Below are 19,744 nucleotides of genomic sequence, written 5' to 3' on the forward strand. Positions count from 1 at the left end.
ACCCGGTATCTCAGGCTAGCGCGTCCCAAGGATAAACCGCTCGATGGCCTCGGCCGCGCCATCCTCGATATTGCTGCCGGTGACTACGTCGGCTTGCCCCTTTACCTCCTCTGGTGCCTGCCCCATGGCAATCGACAGCCCCGCGCGATCAAACATCGGCGGGTCGTTGCCGCCATCGCCAATGGCCGCGGTCTGCTCCAGTGTCACGCCGAGGAATTCGGCGAGGGTGGCCAATGCATGCCCCTTGCTCGCCTGCATCGCGGTCACGTCCAGATAGATCGGTTGCGAGCGCGAGACCAGGGCCTGCCCCTCGACTTCGGGTTGCAGCCGAGCTTCGAGCTCAATCAACAATGGCCCATTGGCGCTGGCGGCGACAATTTTATCGATGCGCTCCAGATAGGGTTCGAAACTCGCGACCGTCACGGGCGGATAACCCAGGCTGTGCTGCTCACGGGGAACCATTGGGCCGTTCGGCTCGCGTAGCAGCCAATCGCCGTCGGCGAAGACCCAGACCTCCACCTCCGGCTGCTTGCAAAGCAACGCCAGGCTGGTGATTGCAGCCTCACGCGGCAAGTAATGGGCAACCAGAAAGCTGCCATCCGGGTGAACGATGGTTCCGCCGTTAAACGCTGCCGTTGGCAGATCGACGCCCAAGGCTTCGATCTGTTGCAGCATGGCCTTGGGCGGGCGGCCGGTCGCCAGGCTGAAGAACACCCCGGCCACACGCAACGCCCGAACCGCTTCGAGGGTACGCTGGCTGAGGCTGTGGTCAGGAAGCAGCAAGGTGCCGTCCATATCGCTGAGCAAGAACCGGATAGGCTGTGGGTTTACCTCACTCATCCGAGGCTATGCCAGACGCGACCATCACGGGTCAGCAGTTCGTCTGCCGAGCCCGGACCGTTTTCACCCGCGCGGTAGGCCTGAACATTGGAATCTTCTTTCCAGGCGTCGAGGAATGGTTGCACGGCGCGCCAGCCATTCTCGATGTTGTCGGCACGCTGGAACAGCGTCTGGTCACCGGTCAGGCAGTCGTAGATCAGCGTCTCGTAGCCAGTAGACGGCTGCATCTCGAAGAAGTCCTTGTAGGCGAATCCCAGTTCAATATTGGCCATCTCCAGCGCCGGCCCGGGACGTTTGGCCAACAGATCGAACCACATCCCTTCGTTGGGCTGGATCTGAATCCTCAGGTAGGTCGGTTGCAACTCATCGACTTCGGTATCGCGGAACTGCGCGTAGGGCGCAGGCTTGAAGCAGATGCAGATTTCCGTATCGCGCACGCTCATGCGCTTGCCGGTGCGCAGGTAGAACGGCACCCCGACCCAACGCCAATTGTCGATCATGACTTTAAGTGCAACATAGGTTTCAACATTGCTGTCGGGCGCCACTTTCGGCTCTTCGCGGTAACCGGCCACGGGTTCGCCGCCAAGCTCGCCCGCCGCGTACTGGCCGCGCACGGAATTGGCTCGCGCCTCCTCGGTGGACCAAGGGCGGATCGCGCCGATGACTTTGGCTTTCTCCCCACGCACCGCGTCGGCGCCAAACGCCGCCGGCGGTTCCATCGCGACCATCGCCAGCAATTGGAACAAGTGGTTGGGCACCATGTCCCGCAACGCGCCGGTGGTTTCGTAGAAACTGCCGCGGGTCTCGACGCCGACGGTTTCAGCCGCGGTAATCTGCACGTGGTCGATGTAGTGGTTGTTCCAGAAGGCCTCGAACAGGCTGTTGGAGAACCGGCTGACCAGAATGTTCTGGACGGTTTCCTTACCCAGGTAGTGGTCGATCCGGAAGATCTGCTTCTCGGTCATGACCTTGAGCAGACAGGCATTTAGTGCTTCCGCGGTTTGCAGATCGGAGCCGAAGGGTTTCTCGACGACCACCCGGCGAAAAGCTTCCGGGGTTTCTTCAAGCAGGCCGGCAGAACCCAGGCGACGCACCACTTCACTGAAAAAGCGCGGCGCGGTCGCCAGGTAGAACACCGCATTCCCGGTGCCGCTGGCGGCGATTTTCGCCGCCAGCGCTTGATAGGTGCTGTCGTCGAGGAAGTCGCCCTGCACGTAGCTGATGTTCCTGGCCAGCTTGGCCCACAACGTCGGGTCCAGGGTGTCCTGGCCTTTGCCGACTTTGTTGGCGACCTCGGTACGGATGAAGTCTTCGAGCTTCTTGGCGAAGTCCGCATCGCTGATAGCGTTGTGGTCGACGCCAACAATGTGCAGACCATCGCTGAGCAAACCGTCACGACTGAGGTTGTACAGCGCCGGCATCAACAGGCGCTTGACCAGGTCACCGTGAGCGCCGAACAGGAACAGCGTGGTCGGCGGCGCGGGTTGGGCCTTGTTCTTTTTTCGCCGTGCAGTCATTTTTTCGGGGTCTCGACATGGCCACCAAAGCCGAAGCGCATGGCCGACAACAGTTTGTCGCCATAGGTGCTTTGCTGGCGCGAGCGAAAGCGCGCGAACAGTGAGTTGGACAGTACCGGGACCGGCACCGATTGCTCCATGGCGGCTTCGATGGTCCAGCGGCCCTCGCCACTGTCGGCCACGGCGCCAGAGTAACTGTCGAGTTTCGGGTCGCTGGCCAGGGCGTCAGCCGTCAGGTCCAGCAGCCAGGACGAAACCACACTGCCGCGACGCCAGACTTCGGCGATGTCCGCGACATTCAGGTCGAAACGTTGATCTTCCGGAAGGTTTTCCGAAGACTTGGTCTTGAGGATGTCAAAACCTTCGGCGAAGGCCTGCATCATGCCGTACTCGATGCCATTGTGGATCATCTTCACGAAGTGCCCGGAACCCGCTGGCCCGGCGTGGATGTAACCGCGCTCGGCACGATCATCCTCGGCGACCCGGTCCCGGGTTCGCGGTATGTCGCCCAGGCCTGGCGCCAGACTGTCGAACAGTGGATCAAGGCGTTTGACCACCTCGCTATCGCCGCCGATCATCATGCAGTAACCGCGCTCCAGGCCCCAGACACCGCCGGAGGTGCCGACGTCGACATAACGAATGCCTTTTTCCGACAAGGTCCTGGCGCGACGAATGTCGTCCTTATAGAAGGTGTTGCCGCCGTCGATGATCACATCGTCGGCGTCGAGCAATTGGCTCAGGGTGTCGATGGTCTCTTCGGTCGGTGCGCCGGCCGGTAGCATGACCCAGACCGCGCGAGGTTTTTCCAGGCCGGCGACCAGTGCTGGCAAATCCGTGACGCCGGTGGCGCCCTCTTCGCTCAAGGCGCTGACGAACGTCGCATTGCGGTCATAGACCACGGTGGTGTGCCCATTGAGCATCAAGCGTCGCGCAATATTGCCGCCCATGCGGCCTAGTCCAATGATCCCCAGTTGCATGTGCTGATGCTCCTAACTACAAATAAATACGTGAAAATGGTTATAGCTCAAGGAGGCTAATGAGGGTTAGTCCAGAGCATCTGGACATAGTTTCCCATCAAACCGCCCGAATGCGCCGGATAACGTCAGAAATCACGCCGAAGACACACGGACAATAAAAAATAAAAAAGTTCCCTTTATGTGAAAAAGAAATCAGAATCGGCGTCGATAGTGGTCCAGCCCTCCAGACCGAGCGGCGAACCACAGTTGTGACACACCATTTGCGAGGTGAGCAATGGGCACTGTACTTTCCGCACGTCCGCCACAAACTCTTTATGTCACCGTCCGTCGTGATGAATTGCGCCAGCTCAAAGACGAGCGCGAGCAATTATTCAACGAAATTGCCCACCTGCGCCTGCAGTTACAGGCGCTGGGCTGCGACGAGCGGTTTTCGCGTCCGCTGATCCGCGCGCTGGATTGAATACGGAGGCTGCCCTCAGGGGCAGCCCCGCAAAAACCGTCCCTTAAGGGGCGGTTTTGAAGAAGTACTGATCGGCGAACTTCTGGTTGATGTCCGCGGACTTGACAGCCCGAACCTGCGCAGCGTTGCGCGCCTCGCTCAACTGGTCCTGATAGGTCTTGAACCTCAATGCCTTTAGCTTCAAATGCCCTTTGTTGATTAAACGGGTATTTTTGGCCGGGCAGTGAAAGTGCGCATACCACACCACCTCTTTCTCCCCTTTTACGTTGATGCTTTTCTCGTCGAGTATCGCGTATTCCAGCAGAAAATCCGCACCCTTGGCGGTGCTTTTGTCTGTCCACACCGGCGCTGCAACGCTGACTTCACCCTGTTCCAACAGATACTGAAAACGCCCGGCACTGGGAGGCAGGTCCCTGGATGATTTGATACGCAATAACCTGGCCTCCTCTATCAACCTTGCGCTTTGCTCGCCTAACCGGGTCCGCACCTCGACAGTCGCCGGTTTGCGCTCCTGCTCGCTGAGTGCCGCCAAGCCTTGACTGATCTCACTGGCGGTTTTCTCCAGCTCTCTGGCTCGGTTCTCCAGCATTTCTTGCAGACTGACCGGCTCCGGTGCACTGTTCGTTGGTTTTTTCACCCAGTTGATGAAGGCATCCACGTCGTCGAGCTGGCGCTTTCCCTTGGCGGTCAAACTGTTCAGTAACCCGGGGTTGGGTTTCACCGGCGGGGCTGGAGGTTCGAGCCGCTCCTGCCAGTTCTCCTGCCCCTCAGGTTTGTAATAGTTGATCGACTTGCCGCCCAGCGGATCGCTTATGCTGATTTCCTGCGACTCGCCTGCTGACTGAGCAGAAAAATCGCCGACCAGCGTCTCCTGGTTACGGCTTTTGAATACCCTTTTGGTCGGTTTTCTCGCCCGTTTGACGAGCGGTTTCTTGTGCGGCACTGACAGCACTTCGGGAAATGCCTGGGCCTGGGGCAGATCCTCATCGAGGATCTGCGCACTTAACGCCTGTTGGGCGCTGGTTCTTAGCTCGCCCAGGCGACTCAGGAAACGTTGCAGGAAATCCTGAGGAACAGGCGGACTTTCAGCACTTTCAAGCAGCCTGCCCATCGATATTGCACGGTCATATTGCTGCAGCGCACTTTCCAGCACTTCAATTCGCTCAAATGCCGTATAGCCGTCATATTCCAGGATTTCCCATTGCGAGTTCGCCGCTTCGGTTACCTTCGTGGCCCGTAGCACGGCCCTGGCTGTGCTTTGAAAGACCGAATCGGTTGCTGTCGGGCGCGCGCTGAGTGCGCGCTTCATGCATTCAAGCTCTCTGAGCCGCCAGTGTCTGGAGACCGCTTGACCTTCCAGCAATTCCTGACGAAGTGCCTTGGCGCTGGAGGCCGCGAATCCTTCAAGCTCATTTATTGTCGACTCCAACGCGCCGGACGCCTCAATGAGGCGAGCTTGAGCATTCAACACCCAGCGTTGCTCCTTTTCGAAGACGCCCAAAGATAACCACTCATTAGCCCCCGGCTCCAAATCGGGCGCAGGAAACAATTCCTCCCCGGCAAGACCCGAAATGGGGTTCTCTACCAGCAGGCCGCGGAACTTGTCATAGATCCGTGACTGAACGCTGATGACTTCCTTCAAGTTATAAACGATTTCCTTACTGTAAAAATCGGCAGCTTGCAGATACACATCGAGAATTTCGCGCCCGAGAACCAGTCGTTCTTGCTGAACTTGCACATAGTTCAAAACGGCCTGCTCGACAGCCAGGTCAGCTGCGGATAACCGGGGCTGTTGCACCTTTTGCAAGAGTTTGACCAGCGACGGACGCTGCTCATCCGTCGCCGTGTTGATTTTTTCCAGCAGCTCACCGACGGCCTTGACTACCGGTTTACGGTTTTGAGTGGCACTCTCGATCAGGCGGACTGCGGGTTCAAGCTGGTTTTCCACTGCTGGAAGCCTGGCTGATAATTCCAACAATCGGTTATCCCTTGCCTCGAGATCAGCTGCTTTTTTCTTCGCCATGTCCGCCAGACTCCGCTTGGCTCCCGGGTCCTTTTTCAGCCCCCCACCCCGCACCCGAAACTCTGGAGCCACCTCCCAGAGACCGCGTCCATTGTGTCTTAGCTGCAGCCAGGAAATCGGCTTGCCCTGGCCGTCCAGCAGGAACACGTTCTCGCCCCCGGCCGGAGAAACCTCAGCCCAGCCCTGCCCGCGAAGCCTTGCAGGAACACGGGCAAACCAACGGCCTTCGACCACCCGAATGCCGTTCAACGGCGCTGCCTGAACAGGCCCCTGGCCTTGCAGGGTGTTTTTGATCAAGCGCTCCAGTAACGCTTGTGCATCACCGGACATCGAGGTGGAGAAATCCACCACCGTGTCGGCTTTTTCCAGGAATCGCGCGCCATCCGCTGCATCCTTGAATCGGATGCCCGGCTCAGCGCTTGCGCGGGCACCGGGGCGAGCCCTGGGCACACTCGCAGGAACCGCGGACAGTTCATCGACCCGACTGATCAGCCTCGATCCCAATGAGTTCAGCCCATGGGTCAGCAAGACCACCCCCAGATTGACCAATAGCTGAACCAACAGTGTCTGAGCCGGTACATGATCGTCTTGCTTTTCGGCTTCTACGACTTCCTTCAGGTTCTGCGCCAAGGCAACCATCGCGCCAACCACAGCCCAAGGCCCCTCTACAAACGGGAAAACGGCATTGGCAAGCGCCCAGCGTGCCGCGTTGAACCGTTCCCAGCGGAACTCGTCCCCCGATACGGTTTTTTCATCCGCGCCGCGGATCACGATTTTCGCGTTGGCTTCATACAGATGAGGGAGGGGATCCCCGTCAAACGCGGTCTTTGAGAGTAACGGATGGCTGGCTTTTCGGGTCCATAAGCCTGTCCCCTTCAAAAAAAACAGAAAATCGATCGAATAGCCCGTGTCCGGGTCCTTGAAACCATTGCTGACATAGGTCGCTCGGGCATCAGGTTCGAGCCACTCCAGAATACTGTCGCGCAGCGATTGGGGTTTGCGGGTGCCGTCGGGGTGCGTGACAGACGTGCCCCTGGGTGTATTACTGCGGACCTCCTCCATAAATGCATAGCGGGAAGGAAATTCGATCAACGACTCTTCATAAAACGGCCGGTAGAGCACAATCACATCATTCGGATAGTTGACATCCGGCCTGGGGCCGATCAAGAACATGTTGCGCACTTCTCCCGATGGCTTCCAGTAGGCCTGTTCGACATCGGAGTGCGCCTGTTCGAGGGAGGGTTCAAACGAAAGCGGCCCGATCACGATTTCGCGTCCATCGACATAACGGCCCGCAGCGGTGGGCTGCATCAGTGCCGCGACATAACGATAACCCAGCGACGAAAACCCTGATTCGCCCTTGATCTTCAGCTTCAGGGCCTGCATCGGCAATTGAACCCGCAACTGCTGCCCATAGCGTTTTTCGCGTTCTGTTCGTTGCGACGGGTCATCGAGGAGCTGACGCTTGACCTTCTCCGGGTAGGCTTTGCCGATGTCCACCTCAGCGATCAGCGTTCTCAGGTACTCGGGCGTGATCCAGGAAGGAACTGCAGAACCATCTTCGTAGTTGATCGTGGTCAAAATGAACGGCAGGCCGAGGAGGTGTTTCAAGGAGCGCTGGGTAAGGCTCACTGTTTCGATAGAGTAATCCTGAGTATGAATATCTCCATCGATGACCTCGAAGGGCGACCTGTTACTTCGGTACTGCGAGACCATGATCCTGTCCGGATCAAGGCTCCCTGTTTCCTCAGGTTCTTCATGCCTGCGCTGTTCGGCAATCTGCCTGGCCGCCTGCGCGACCAAGGCCTTGTGCAGAGCCTGGCGGGCAAAGGGTTCGAGCGACTCGATATCATGATTGTAGGGCTTGCCAGCGCTCTGCTGCTCATACACCGCCTGATCGCAAACATAGCGACTGTATTGCTCCACGTCCTCACCGCTCGCGCGCTTCAACCAGTCACTGAGCGTGTCCCGCACCTCCAGAAACCGCGTTTGTTGATCCCCTCCCGGGCTTCGATCGATGATCGATGGCGCCAGCTCGGTCAACTGCTCATAACGCTTTTCCAGCGCCGCCAGGTCCTGACCGGCCAATGGTTCGAGCGATTTCAGGCTCTCGAGCTGGTTATTGAGTAACGCCTGCGCCAAGGTGACAAAAACATTTCCCGCTGTTTCATAAGGCTGTATATCGACGGCCTCGATCAGCAACCGGTCAGTCAGTCTGGCACCTTCCTGATCCGCAAAATCGTTAAGTGACGCAAACACCTTGAAGGCACCTGAGGGGCCGAACAACAGGACAATTTCACGGTCATTGACCCTGCGCGTTACCAGTATCTGTGCGAGCAAAGACACAACCTGTGCAGGGGCGGCGTGGAGGGTGCAGCCCACCAGAAAAACCTGGGCACACTGCTGGCCATACATCGCGCTACGCTCATCCTTGACCGGGCAGTTGATGACTTGCATCAGAGTCTCGGTTTGTTCGGTGTCCAGTGGGGTCGAGGGCGCGAGCTCTGTGACTCGGGTCAGCAAGGCGAACTTGATCGCATTGCCGAGCCAGCGCCCGCGCGTGTCGCCAAACAAAGGTAATTCGCTCCAGTATTCCACCAGCGCCTGTTGCAGAGCAGGCACAATTGCCTCTGGCAATACCTGCAAAAACGCCTCGACCCGCTGCATATCCACCAATAGATTGTGATTGATGCCGACGCTCAGGTAGTGCTCTTGCGGGTCCTCCCAGCGTTCCTTGCCCGTCATGCTTTGGGTCACGATATCCAGCAGAGATTTACGCAGATAGCCGTCGATGCGCCGGCCTTTTTTGTCGGTTACCCAGTTAGGGATATTCAGGGTTGTTTTGGACAAGTCGACATCCAGTGCAGGGTATTCACTCTTCAGCGCCTGGCTGAACAGGTCCTGTGCTACCGATGCCAAGGTCGGCCGAGTGCGGAACCTGGCGGATACCGCTTGCGCCAGGGAATCGTAGGATAGCGTGTTATCCAATAGTGTTTGATCGTTAGGCATTTTCAACGTCCTGTTGATTGATCCATTTTATCGACAACGGCACAGTTTAATGTGGCAGGCCAGCCAGCCTGCTTCAGTCGTATTTAATCCGTTCCCGACAACGCATCGGCGATATTCATTTACCGCTATCGGCCGCGTTATGCGATAGCGACAGTGCAACTTGGATTGCGCCTGCTTTGCAGCAGGCGCAAAGGTTGACCGCGTTACGGCGTTGGAGGATGGGGGACGAAGAAGTACTTCTTCGCGAACTCGGATTGCAGGGTGCCCGGATAAACCACAGCCCCCGGATCGCCTCCAGCGTCTTTCAACTGGTCCTTGACGGTTTTGAATCTTAAGCGGCTCATCTTCAAGTGTGCTTCGCGCAGGGCAAGTACATTTTTGGCAGCACAATGAAAGTGCGCATACCACACGATTTTTTTACCACTTCGAGACGTGCTGTCGAGTATTTCGTACTCCAGTAGAAAGTCCGCTTCACTCGAGGTGGATTTGTCTGTCCAGGATGAAGTTCCAACATGAACTTCACCTTGTTCCAGCAGATACTGGAGGCTTCCTGCAGTGGGCGGTAATTGCTTGGTTGCGTTAATGCGCAGTGTTTTCCCTTCTTTTATCAACTGTCCGCTTGCCTGCTTCAACCCTTGATAGACCCGGATAGCCGCTGCTCGATCGTCACCTGTGGCATTTTGCATCTTGCTGTTGAGATCCAGCGCAATGTCACTCATTTTTGTTGCCTGAGCCAAAAACCTGTCCTCCAGACTGGCTGGCTCACGATACAGATAGCCATCTCTTTTATATTCAACGATCAGTTTGTTTACGCCATTGAGAAGGTTCTGGCCCGTTTTGACCAGCCTGGGCAGCCCTGGAACAGGTTTTGATACCACAGGTTCTTTTGGCTCATCAACGATTCGCTGCCGGTAAAGGTCTTCACCCTCATGCCGGTAATAGATAATGTCTTTCCCAGTGTAGGAATCCTTCACCGCCACTGTCTCGTCGGGCTCACTCGGGGTTATTTCCTGAGCATCGCCCACCCGATAGCCACCTGAGGTGTTAATCAGGCGCTCTTTGGGGCGTTTGATCCGCTTGCGTGGTTTTTTCGGGACTGCCTGAGTGGGCTGCTCGATATCTATTGAACCAGACGCTTGCTGCACATCCTCAAGGATCGAATCCGATAACTCTTTTTCGGCAATGTTGCGGAAGTCTCCCAATACACGCAAAAACTCTTTCAGGAACTTTTGCGGCACATAAGTCGTTGAGCCATCGCCTTTTAGAAGAATCTTCGCCAGGTGTTCGGCGTCATTGTAAGTACTGACAGCTTCTTGCAGCAGACCGATACGTTGTGTGGCGGTGAAACCCTCTGTAGAGTTAAGCGTCAACAACGCTAAACTCCTGTTCCCCAGCTCCATGGTGCTCAGACCCTCCAGGCTGGTGATTTCTGCAAGGCTGGGTTCAACAGCAGGATCACCCGCAAGCGCGCCTCTCAAACTGACCAGTTCCGTCACCCTGATCTGATCCGTTGTCTTTGGGCGTTTATCCGTAATGTCTCTGAGGAGTTTAACGGGTTTAGACAAGTAGCCTGTCTGCCACGTCAGCCCCTTCCTCGTACTTCTATCCAGCTTTTCCAGTTCGGCCATGGCTGACTCAAGCTTTTCACTCACCTTGATCCGTTCTGGTAAAGCCTTGATCACTCTTTCTCGTGCTTCAAGAATGCCGCTGTAGGGAGCTTCTGTTACAGCAGACATGGATTGATAATGAAGGGGGAATACGTCTTTCTCCGTAAAGCCAAGCTCTGGCCAGATTGCCGACATAACGTGCAACGTTTCCTCGAGAGTGCCGTAACTCAGCACCGTATTATTCAAATTATCAATAATAGCTTCACGATTATAGTCTTTATCTGTTTTTAGAATCTTCACGGCCTCCTCAAGCCACTGGGAGCACGTCTTATGACCATCAAGATACACCCGGGTCTTTTTTTTGCACTCCAGATCTGCATTGCGCAACTCTTTTCTCAGGGTTTCAAGTTTGTTAACCGCTGCGCTCAGCGCAGAATCGGTAAGTGATTTCATGTTTTCAATGTGCGCATTGATTTCATCGGCTTTCGAGCGAGCCTTCTGGAGCGCCATGTTTGCAGCGTCTCTCGCCGGAATCAGCTCCCGTTCCACAGTGGCTGCACGCGTGTCGAGCACCTTGACCCTGGAGGCATTTGTCTCGCGCCGCGTCCGTAGTTGCGAGTCGGCGAACACATCGGACAGATACCGGCTCATTCCCGGTCCCCCACCACGCACCTTGAACTCGGGAGCCACATCCCATTCGTCATTTTTGAGATTTTTTTTCAGTTCCAGCCATTGAATCGGGTCGCCCTTATTGTCAAGTATCACGACCTTCTTGCCCTCGGCAGGACTGACCCGAGCCCAACCGTTGCCGGCGACACTGGGACGCACCTTTGCATACCAGCGACCATCGAGTACGACGATGCTTGGAAGCGCAGGTGCAGTGATGACCGGACCCTTGCCGTCCGGGAACAGAATGAGGAAACGCTCGAGCAATTGACGCGAGTTGGCGCAGATCGGTGTAGCGAAATTCAGCGCGCTGTCGGTTATGGCTTTCGAAACAGCGGACCCTATCGGTGGTTTCATGATCGTTTTGACTTCAGCGACGCCGGGTCTGCGAACGATCGAAGGATGCTCGTAGGAAGCGATCGGGACTGCGGAACCGATCGAGAGGCGATGGATCAACACGGCCACCGCCAGGTTGATCAACAGGTTGTAGCTCAAGTCTTGCGTGGGTTCGCTGTCGCCCTCTGCCAGCGACTGCAACGCTTGCAGCACACTGGTCTCCATGACAAACAGCCAGCCAATCGCAGCCGCAGGGCCACTTACGAACGGCAATACCGCATTCAGGACGCCATTGAAAACGCTCCAGCCCAGCCCTATGAGCGTAGCCCAGCGGTACTCCGCATTCGACAGCGTTTGCTCGTCTGCCAATTGAGCCAGGACCTTGGCGTTTGCTTCATAAAGATGGGCCAGTAAATCACCGCTCAGGACCTGCACGTCGAACCTGGCGGGCGTCGAAGGGAGCAAATCGCCGCCAAATATTATCCCTACGGGATGTGGTTCCTGAAATCCACCATTGTCATAGATTTTTCGTACGTCGGGTGCCAGCCAATCCAGGATGCTTTTCTGCAGCGAAGGGTTTGCCTGGTCATCCGAAGGCTCGACTAGCGCTGGTCGGAGGGTGTTGCTCACAATCTCTTCCATCAAGGCGCTGAGCGACGCGAACTCGATCAGTTTTTCAGCGTACAACGGTCTGTACAAAATATGCGGCCCGACCGTAACGTCCTTGGGGCCGAACACAAACATGTTGGCAACGACATGCGTCTGGCTCGCCACGTCGGAGTTGAACGCCAAGGGCCTGATCACTATCTCCTGCCCGCTGACACGCCTGGCTTCGAGTTCAGGTTCCATCGCCGCTGTTACGTATCGATACCCCATATCGGTGAAGCCAGATTGTTTTTTGATCCGGTTCTCGAGTGCGAGCATTGGCAGCTGGATTCGCAATTGATCGATAAACAGTTTTTCACGCTCGGCTCTCTGTACCGGATCGTCGAGCAGGCGTTTCTTGATGTCGGCAGGGTAATTTTTGCCGATGTCCACGGCGCTGATCAGATCCCTCAGCGTGTCAAGGTTTACCCAGGCCGGTGCTGGCGAGCCGTCCTTGAGCCGGAACTCAGAGGCCAGGAAGGGTAATCCGCCGAGGTTATTCAGCGCGCGACGCGTCAGCGTCTGCGTTTCACTGGTGAACCGCCCCGTTCCCGTTCCGATAATGACCAGCTGGCCATCTTCGTTGCGGTACTGGATTACCTCGAGCTCGTCCGGATCGATCGTTTGTCCATAGGCAGACATCCCGGCCAACAGAGCGTCCCTGGCGAACTGCTCGGCGGTCTGGATGCCGTGGCTATAAGACTGCCCTTTTGTCACCTGTTGGAGGGCCGCTAACCGAAACATGCACCGACTGTATGCCTGAGCCTCGGCGGGCTCGGCACGCTGTAGCCAATCAGGCAGTTGGCTGTCGACTTCGGCATAGAGCATCTGCTCATAAGGGCCTGAGGTCTGCTTGAGCAAGTGGGGCGCCAGATCGGTCAGACGAGCATAACGCTGCTCCAGCGCGGCCAGATCCTGCCCTTCGAACGGCCCGAAGAAATTCAAACCCTCCAATTGGTTGTTGAGCAATGCCTGGACCTGGGTCACGAAAACATCACCGAGTGACTCATAAGGTTGCAGCTCCAGAGTGTGGAGCTCCTGCCTGCGCCCCCAGAGGCTACCCTCGGAATCTGCAAAGGCCTGCAGCGAATCGTATGACTCGATAGCGCCGCCCGGTTCAAAGCACAGCACCACCTCACGTCCTGCGACAGTGCGCGTCACCAGTACGTTGTAAGACAGGGTCGCCTTGTAGGTGCGACCGAATCGGGCTTGATAATCGATGAGAAAAGCCTGTGCGCAGTTCTGCCCAAAATGAGTCAACCGCGATTCTTTCGTGGGGCAATAAAGGACTTGCAGAAGCGTGTCGGCCTGTTCCTTGTCAAGAGAAGAGCCACTGCCCGAAGGTCCCATACTGACCAGCAACGCGCTTCTCACCACATCACTGAGCCATTGCCAACGGCTGGTGCCCGCTACAGCCGGCTCATTCCAGTAATCGGTCAAAGCCTGCTGCAGCGCTGCAATCATGACCTTGGGTAATCTGCGCAAAAGATCTTCGATTTCGCGCATGTCTACTTCGATACGCTGGTTTGTTGCATCGCTCAGGAAATGCTCTCGAGTGAAGTACAACTGCGCTTTGGCGGTAATGCTATAAATCATCACCTCAAACAGCGGTGTGGTGGTGTAACCGGCAATCACCGCGACTTCACCTTCGATGGGCGTACCTTGAGGGCCACCGTCGAGAATGATCTGTTTTTCAGTGACATAGTTCGGTGAGTTGAGGGTCGTTGTGAGGACGTCGATTTGCAGCTCGGGGTATCGATTATTCAGCGCCTCACTGAATTGACTTAGAGCCGCCGTTATCACGATCGGTCGGTCCTTGAACTCCTGGTAGACCGCCTGCGCCAATGTGTCCTGAGCTTTTTCCGGTATAGCTGAAGCAGCTGTCATTTCAACATCCTGTTGTCAGTAGCAGGCCTGCCTGGCCTGCTTCAACAGGATTTAATGCGATTGCGTTGGTCGTTGTGCGGTAACTAAATATCCCGTCGGCTGTCACACCCGGTATAGCTGACAAATTTTTCACCTTTATTTGTCGATACTCCTGAATACTATGGCGCTCGATTTTTCGGGCGTTTTTTTGTCGCTGGCGCGTAGAAATCTCCAGCGGTTGAAACAATTAATCGGCTGGAGCCCTGAATGGCGATGTTTAAACGCAGCAGTACGTCTGCGAAAGGTTTTGATTGGGCGGGCTTGGGCTGGCTATTTTTGTTCTTCTGGTATTTCTCCGGTATTACCCAACTGCTGATCCTGCTGACCGGCACCTCCGGTTTCTCGGGATTTCGTCAGGCTTTCCTGATGAGTGCCATATGGCTGGCGCCGATGCTGCTGTTTCCAGCCCGCACCCGTTTGCTGGCGGCGCTGATCGGCGTGGTGTTGTGGGCCTGCTCGATGGCGAGCCTGGGTTACTTCTTCATCTATCAACAAGAGTTCTCGCAAAGCGTCATCTTCATCATGTTCGAATCGAACATCTCTGAAGCTGGCGAGTACATGACCCAATACTTTGCCTGGTGGATCGTCCTCGGGTTCATCGCCCACAGCGCTCTGGCGGTGTTTCTCTGGACCCGCTTGCGCCCGGTATATCTACCCCGCGGCCAGGCTTTCGGCGCGGCCATGGCGATCCTGATCGCGGTGGTCGGCTACCCGCTGGTCAGGCAGGTCATGAAGAACGACACCCTGGCCGGCGCCATCGAGAAATTCGAAACCCGGGTTGAACCGGCAGTGCCTTGGCAGATGGTCGTCGCCTATCGCCGCTACACCCAACAACTGGAAAACATGCAAGGCATGCTCGACAACGTCAGCAAGATCGCGCCATTGCATAACCTCAAGGACAGCATGGCCAACCAGCCAGCGACCCTGGTGTTGGTGATCGGCGAGTCGACCAACCGCCAGCGCATGAGCCTGTACGGTTACCCTCGGGAAACCACTCCGGAGCTGGACAAGCTCAAGGACCAGTTGGCGGTTTTCGATAACGTCATCACCCCGCGCCCTTACACCATCGAAGCCTTGCAGCAGGTGCTGACCTTCGCCGACGAAGAAAATCCGGACTTGTACCTCAAGACTCCGTCACTGGTCAGCGTGATGAAGCAGGCAGGCTACAAGACCTGGTGGATCACCAACCAGCAGACCATGACCAAGCGCAACACCATGCTCACCACCTTCTCCGAGCAGGCCGACGAGCAGGTGTACCTTAATAACAACCGCAACCAGAACGCCCGCCAGTACGATGGCGATGTGCTGGAGCCATTCTCCAAGGCATTGGCCGACGACGCACCGCGCAAGCTCATCATCGTGCACCTGCTCGGTACGCACATGAGTTACCAGTACCGTTACCCGCCGACCTTCGACACGTTCACCGACCGCAAGGGTGTCCCGGACGGTGTGCGCGACGACCAGCTACCGACCTACAACAGCTATGACAACGCCGTGCGGTACAACGACTTCGTGGTGTCGAGCCTGATCAAGGATTATGCCAAGACCGATCCGAACGGCTTCTTGCTGTACCTCTCCGATCACGGAGAAGATGTATTCGACTCCCCTGGCCATAGCACATTGGGGCGCAATGAGGGCAAGCCGACGGCTCCGATGTACACCATCCCGTTCATGGCCTGGGCCTCGCCGAAATGGCGTGAAAGCCACGACTGGGATTTCACCGGTGACCTGGCCCGCCCCTACAGCAGCTCGCACTTCATCCATACCTGGGCCGACCTGGCCGGTTTGAGCTTTGACGAACTGGACCACAGCAAAAGCCTGGTCCACGACGACTTCAAAGCACGCCCTTTGCTGATCGGCAACCCGTATGAGCGTAAGCAGAAGGCCCTGATCGACTTCAGCCTGATGAAACCCAAGCACACGCCGCAAACTCCCGTAGAGGCGGCGGTCGTGCTCAAGTAATCCTTTCGGGGGCTGATTCCAGCCCCCTCTTCTTCTCTGGTATGCCCGCCACGAAAAACTGTTTTGAGCCTGCCTCAGGTGCTCAAAAAGCCTATTTTGAGTGAAATACCAAAAAGAAATAATAATTATTCCTGTTTGGACTAAATCCCCGCCCCCCTTTTCGTCTTTGAGCAAACGGATTTTTTCAATGACGATAAGGAGACGGCTGCGATGTTCGCGCCTACCACCCGTTCCATGACCTTGACCCTGAGCCTTTGCAGTGTCGCCCTGAGTGCAGATTTGCTCGCTGAAACCGACGCCACCCGCGAGCCGGATACAGCGCCTGCAGCCCTGGAGTTGGGGGCCACCAGCATTACCGCCCAAGCGCTGGGCAGCACCACAGAGAACACTGGGTCCTACACCACGGGTGCCATGAGCACCGCGACTCGCCTGAACCTGTCGATCAAGGAAACGCCGCAGTCGGTCTCGGTGATTACCCGGCAACAGATGGACGACTTCAAACTCAACACCTTGTCCGAAGTCATGGGCCAGACCACCGGTGTGGTGGTGAAGCATCTGGACTCCGACCGTGTGAGCTACTCGTCCCGTGGCTACTCGATCAATAACTTCCAGATCGATGGCATGCTCAACACCTTCAGTCGCATGAAGTCTGACGCCGACACCATCATCTACGACCGCATCGAAGTGGTACGCGGGGCGACCGGTCTGACCACCGGCGCCGGCGATCCTTCGGCCACCGTCAACATGGTGCGCAAGCGTCCAACGCGAGAATGGGCGGCGCGAAGCGGCGTCAGTGGCGGCAGCTATGACGACTATTACAGCTACCTCGATGTCGGCGGCCCGCTGGCCTTCGACGGAAAGTTGCGCGGTCGCAGCGTATTGGCTTATCGAGACAGCAAGTCGTTTCGCGACAACTACCAACTGCAACGCGAAGTCGGCTACGGGATCCTCGAAGCCGACCTCACCGACAGCACGGTTCTGGCCGTAGGCTATGACTATCAGGACAAACAGGTCGACGGCACGTCCTGGGGCTCCGTGCCGATCTGGAACTCGTCAGGCGCCAAGGCCAACCTGCCGCGCTCGACCAACATGGCCGCGCACTGGAGTTCCTGGCCGCTCAAGGACAAAACCGCTTTCGCCACCCTGGACCAAGGCCTGGCCCATGACTGGCATTTGAAGGCGGCCTATACCCACCGTGAAAGCGACACTGACGGCAAGGTTTACTACGGCGGCGCGGGCTTTCCTAACGCTGATCGCAGCGGCATGCAGGCCTGGACCAGTCACATGATCGGCCAGCAGAAAATGGAGGTGTTCGATGTCAACCTCGCAGGCCCCTACCGTTTGTTGGGTCGCGAACATGAATTGATGGTCGGCTACGGCGAGGCCGAACGTCGTGAGACTTCGCCTTATGTGGTGGAAGGCGTCAATCCGCCCGGCTACACCAGCATCCCTGACTGGAAGCACATGGGCGGCATTCCCAAGTTCCGCGACCACGTGACCGGCCTCGACGGATCCCGTGACAGCACCCGGCAAAAAGCCGGTTATCTGGCGACACGCCTGAGCCTGACTGATGAACTGCATGCAGTCCTCGGCAGCCGTTACGGCAGCTGGAGCGTCGACAGCAACTACTACAGCTACGACAACGACCTGCAAGCGACCTCCGTCGACCACAGCAGTCAGCGCCACAACGATATGTTTACACCCTATGCCGGGCTGCTGTACGACATCACCCCGCAGTACACCGTCTATGCCAGCTATACCGACATCTTCAATCCTCAGTCCGAACGTGACAAAAGCAAGAAATACCTTGAGCCCGTGGTGGGCAGTAACTATGAACTGGGTTTGAAGGGCAGCTTGCTGGAAGAGCGCCTGAACCTGAGCACGGCGGTGTTCTGGAGCAAGCAGGACAACGTCGCCGAACTGGATGATTCGGTACCGCCCGATCCCGCCACGGGTGAGAGCTTCTATAAGTCTGGAGGCAAGGGCCAAAAGGTTCAGGGGTTCGAAGTCGAGGTTTCAGGGGAGGTTATGCCTGACTGGAATCTGACCGCCGGGTACACCTATACCCACTCGGTCAATGGTGAAAAACAACGCACCAACACCACCAATCCGTTGAACATGCTGCGCCTGTCGACGGTCTATCGCCTGCCCGGCAGTTGGCGCGCCCTGAGCATCGGCGGCTCAGCCAACTGGCAGAGTGATATGTATGGTGTGGGTGACCGCCCCGTCGGGCGCGAGGCCAATGGCGACTTTATCACCCAACGCACCAAGGTCAGTCAGGAGGCGTACACCGTGGTCGGCCTGATGTCCCGTTACGAGTTCGACAAGCACCTGTCGGCTTCGTTGAACGTCAACAACCTGTTCGACGAGAAGTACTACGACAATGTGGCCTTCTATAACGGCGTCTTCTGGGGCGACCCACGCACAGTGACCTTGAGCCTGGACTGGAAACTGTAGGAGCAGCCGGGCGGCGCTCCTACCAGGACGCGGCGCCCGCCAGCACCACCAGCTCATACACGCCTGGTCTTCTTACAAGGCTTTGGTCCAGAACAGCATGCGGCCGTGGGCCGGGTCGAACATCCCAGGGGCAAAACCGAATTTAGCGTAGGACCCCTGAGCCACCTCATTGCCTTCGAGGACTTCCAGGGTGATTTTGCAGCAGCCACGTTGACGAGCAATATCCTCGACCTTTCGCAGCATTTTCTGACTCAAGCCAAGGCCGCGGTACTTCTTCATCACCGCCACGTCATGCACATTGACCAACGGACGGCAGGCGAAAGTCGAGAACCCTTCGAAACAGTTCACCAGCCCGGCCGGCTCGCCACCGACGAAGGCCAGCACACTGAAGGCATGGGGACGCTTGGCCAGCTCGCGGGGCAGATTGTTCAACACGTCGGCAGATAAGGATTCACCACCGCCCATGGGATCTTCGGCGTAGTGGTTCAGGAGCAGACCGATCGCCTCGGCATGCACTGGGTTGGTATAGCTGGCTTGTAGTACCAGAATTTCAGCGGATTCCATTTCCATCCTCGATCGCAGAGTGATTTCCCTTTCCCGGTACGTCTCCAGACGGCTGAAAAGGCCAATGGACCTTATCGCGGCCGGACCCGTTCCGACAATACCCGTATGAAGTTGCCGTAGTCTTTAGAGTTATTCCGTCAGAGTCTTGGTTGATGTCCTACATCCCCAGATCTGCTCTTCGGTCCAGCCCAGCTCGGCAAAATCTTCGGCGCGCAACGCCGCTTCACCGGCGCAGAAGAACTCGTCCAGTTGCGGCGCACTGACCGACGTGCCGCTGAGCATGGCATGGACCTGACCACGGTGATGCAACTGGTGTTCGAACAAATGCGAGAGCATTCGCAGCCGGCTGTCGTGCTGCGGATGATCGCGGGCGATGGTCACCAGACGGCTCAGGTCCGCGTCCTGCAGTTGCTCGCAGTAGGCGATCAAACGCCGGTCCACCAGGGTTTGTTCGCGCTTGAGGTCGGCGCTGGTATCGAAGGGTTCGTCTTGCGTGAAAAACACATAGCAGTCGGGGTGCGGCGATTGACCACGCAGCTCTCGCTCCAGGGCATCCACATAAAACCAGTCGCAGGTCAGGATGTGATTGAGGGTGGCCTTGATGCTCGGAAAGAAGCTGACACGCTGCGCCACGAACTCAGCCTGGCTCAACTGTCCGCAGGCCTTGGCCAAGCGGTGATTGGCCCAGGCATTCTGGTAGGCCATAGTCAGCAAATGGTGGGACAGAGGTTGGTCCACGGTGAGACCTCCTTTGG

General features: G+C 57.0%; 10 protein-coding genes. 3 read left to right on the forward strand and 7 right to left on the reverse strand.

The window, feature by feature from the left end:
- Window positions 1-15 precede the first annotated feature (15 nt).
- Genes F8N85_RS10065 through gnd form a run of 3 tightly spaced genes read right to left on the reverse strand, consistent with a single transcriptional unit; the run spans window position 16 to window position 3,334 of the window.
- Window positions 16-840, reverse strand: coding sequence for an HAD family hydrolase (locus F8N85_RS10065; RefSeq protein WP_150803470.1), 825 nt, complete (start codon window positions 838-840; stop codon window positions 16-18).
- Window positions 837-2,357, reverse strand: a complete 1,521-nt coding sequence (zwf, locus tag F8N85_RS10070; protein ID WP_150803471.1) for a glucose-6-phosphate dehydrogenase — start codon at window positions 2,355-2,357, stop codon at window positions 837-839. Before zwf ends, F8N85_RS10065 begins: the two co-directional genes overlap by 4 nt.
- Window positions 2,354-3,334: a phosphogluconate dehydrogenase (NAD(+)-dependent, decarboxylating) gene (gnd, locus tag F8N85_RS10075; protein WP_150803472.1), complete on the reverse strand. Its 981-nt coding sequence runs from the start codon at window positions 3,332-3,334 to the stop codon at window positions 2,354-2,356. The genes zwf and gnd overlap by 4 nt, the downstream gene beginning before the upstream one ends.
- 274 nt (window positions 3,335-3,608) lie before the next feature.
- Here gnd and F8N85_RS10080 point away from each other — a divergent pair, with 274 nt between their 5' ends.
- The gene (locus tag F8N85_RS10080; RefSeq protein WP_150803473.1) at window positions 3,609-3,794 is read left to right on the forward strand and encodes a DUF6026 family protein; all 186 of its coding nucleotides are present in this window, start codon (window positions 3,609-3,611) and stop codon (window positions 3,792-3,794) included.
- A gap of 43 nt (window positions 3,795-3,837) precedes the next feature.
- Here F8N85_RS10080 and F8N85_RS10085 read toward each other — a convergent pair whose 3' ends face one another.
- A complete protein-coding gene (locus F8N85_RS10085) occupies window positions 3,838-8,826 on the reverse strand; it encodes a dermonecrotic toxin domain-containing protein (protein WP_150803474.1) in 4,989 nt (1,662 codons plus the stop codon).
- A gap of 203 nt (window positions 8,827-9,029) precedes the next feature.
- Complete coding sequence (locus F8N85_RS10090; protein ID WP_150803475.1) at window positions 9,030-13,967, reverse strand: dermonecrotic toxin domain-containing protein; 4,938 nt, start codon at window positions 13,965-13,967, stop codon at window positions 9,030-9,032.
- Between the two features lie 246 nt (window positions 13,968-14,213).
- On the opposite strand from F8N85_RS10090, the gene F8N85_RS10095 reads away from it, so the two are divergent.
- Both F8N85_RS10095 and F8N85_RS10100 read left to right on the forward strand, forming a co-directional pair.
- The gene (locus tag F8N85_RS10095) at window positions 14,214-15,968 is read left to right on the forward strand and encodes a phosphoethanolamine transferase CptA (RefSeq protein WP_150803476.1); all 1,755 of its coding nucleotides are present in this window, start codon (window positions 14,214-14,216) and stop codon (window positions 15,966-15,968) included.
- A 210-nt stretch (window positions 15,969-16,178) separates the two neighbouring features.
- Window positions 16,179-18,425 (forward strand): TonB-dependent siderophore receptor, encoded by a 2,247-nt coding sequence (locus F8N85_RS10100; RefSeq protein ID WP_150803477.1) that lies wholly within the window; start codon window positions 16,179-16,181, stop codon window positions 18,423-18,425.
- Between the two features lie 72 nt (window positions 18,426-18,497).
- Here the strand turns inward: F8N85_RS10100 and F8N85_RS10105 are convergent, their stop codons facing one another.
- Both F8N85_RS10105 and F8N85_RS10110 read right to left on the reverse strand, forming a co-directional pair.
- Window positions 18,498-18,989 (reverse strand): GNAT family N-acetyltransferase, encoded by a 492-nt coding sequence (locus F8N85_RS10105; protein ID WP_150803478.1) that lies wholly within the window; start codon window positions 18,987-18,989, stop codon window positions 18,498-18,500.
- A 129-nt stretch (window positions 18,990-19,118) separates the two neighbouring features.
- Window positions 19,119-19,727 carry a DinB family protein gene (locus F8N85_RS10110; protein WP_150803479.1) on the reverse strand — a complete coding sequence of 203 codons (609 nt, stop codon included), beginning with the start codon at window positions 19,725-19,727 and terminating at the stop codon, window positions 19,119-19,121.
- Window positions 19,728-19,744 lie beyond the last annotated feature (17 nt).

Source organism: Pseudomonas fluorescens (genome assembly GCF_902497875.1).
Taxonomy (GTDB): Bacteria; Pseudomonadota; Gammaproteobacteria; order Pseudomonadales; family Pseudomonadaceae; genus Aquipseudomonas; species Aquipseudomonas fluorescens_BR.

What these genes read in the sequence shown, in the direction of transcription:
- F8N85_RS10065 (WP_150803470.1), bottom strand. Translation starts at nt 840, where the DNA reads ATGAGTGAGGTAAACCCACAGCCTATCCGGTTCTTGCTCAGCGATATG.
- zwf (WP_150803471.1), bottom strand. Translation starts at nt 2,357, where the DNA reads ATGACTGCACGGCGAAAAAAGAACAAGGCCCAACCCGCGCCGCCGACC.
- gnd (WP_150803472.1), bottom strand. Translation starts at nt 3,334, where the DNA reads ATGCAACTGGGGATCATTGGACTAGGCCGCATGGGCGGCAATATTGCG.
- F8N85_RS10080 (WP_150803473.1), top strand. Translation starts at nt 3,609, where the DNA reads ATGGGCACTGTACTTTCCGCACGTCCGCCACAAACTCTTTATGTCACC.
- F8N85_RS10085 (WP_150803474.1), bottom strand. Translation starts at nt 8,826, where the DNA reads ATGCCTAACGATCAAACACTATTGGATAACACGCTATCCTACGATTCC.
- F8N85_RS10090 (WP_150803475.1), bottom strand. Translation starts at nt 13,967, where the DNA reads ATGACAGCTGCTTCAGCTATACCGGAAAAAGCTCAGGACACATTGGCG.
- F8N85_RS10095 (WP_150803476.1), top strand. Translation starts at nt 14,214, where the DNA reads ATGGCGATGTTTAAACGCAGCAGTACGTCTGCGAAAGGTTTTGATTGG.
- F8N85_RS10100 (WP_150803477.1), top strand. Translation starts at nt 16,179, where the DNA reads ATGTTCGCGCCTACCACCCGTTCCATGACCTTGACCCTGAGCCTTTGC.
- F8N85_RS10105 (WP_150803478.1), bottom strand. Translation starts at nt 18,989, where the DNA reads ATGGAATCCGCTGAAATTCTGGTACTACAAGCCAGCTATACCAACCCA.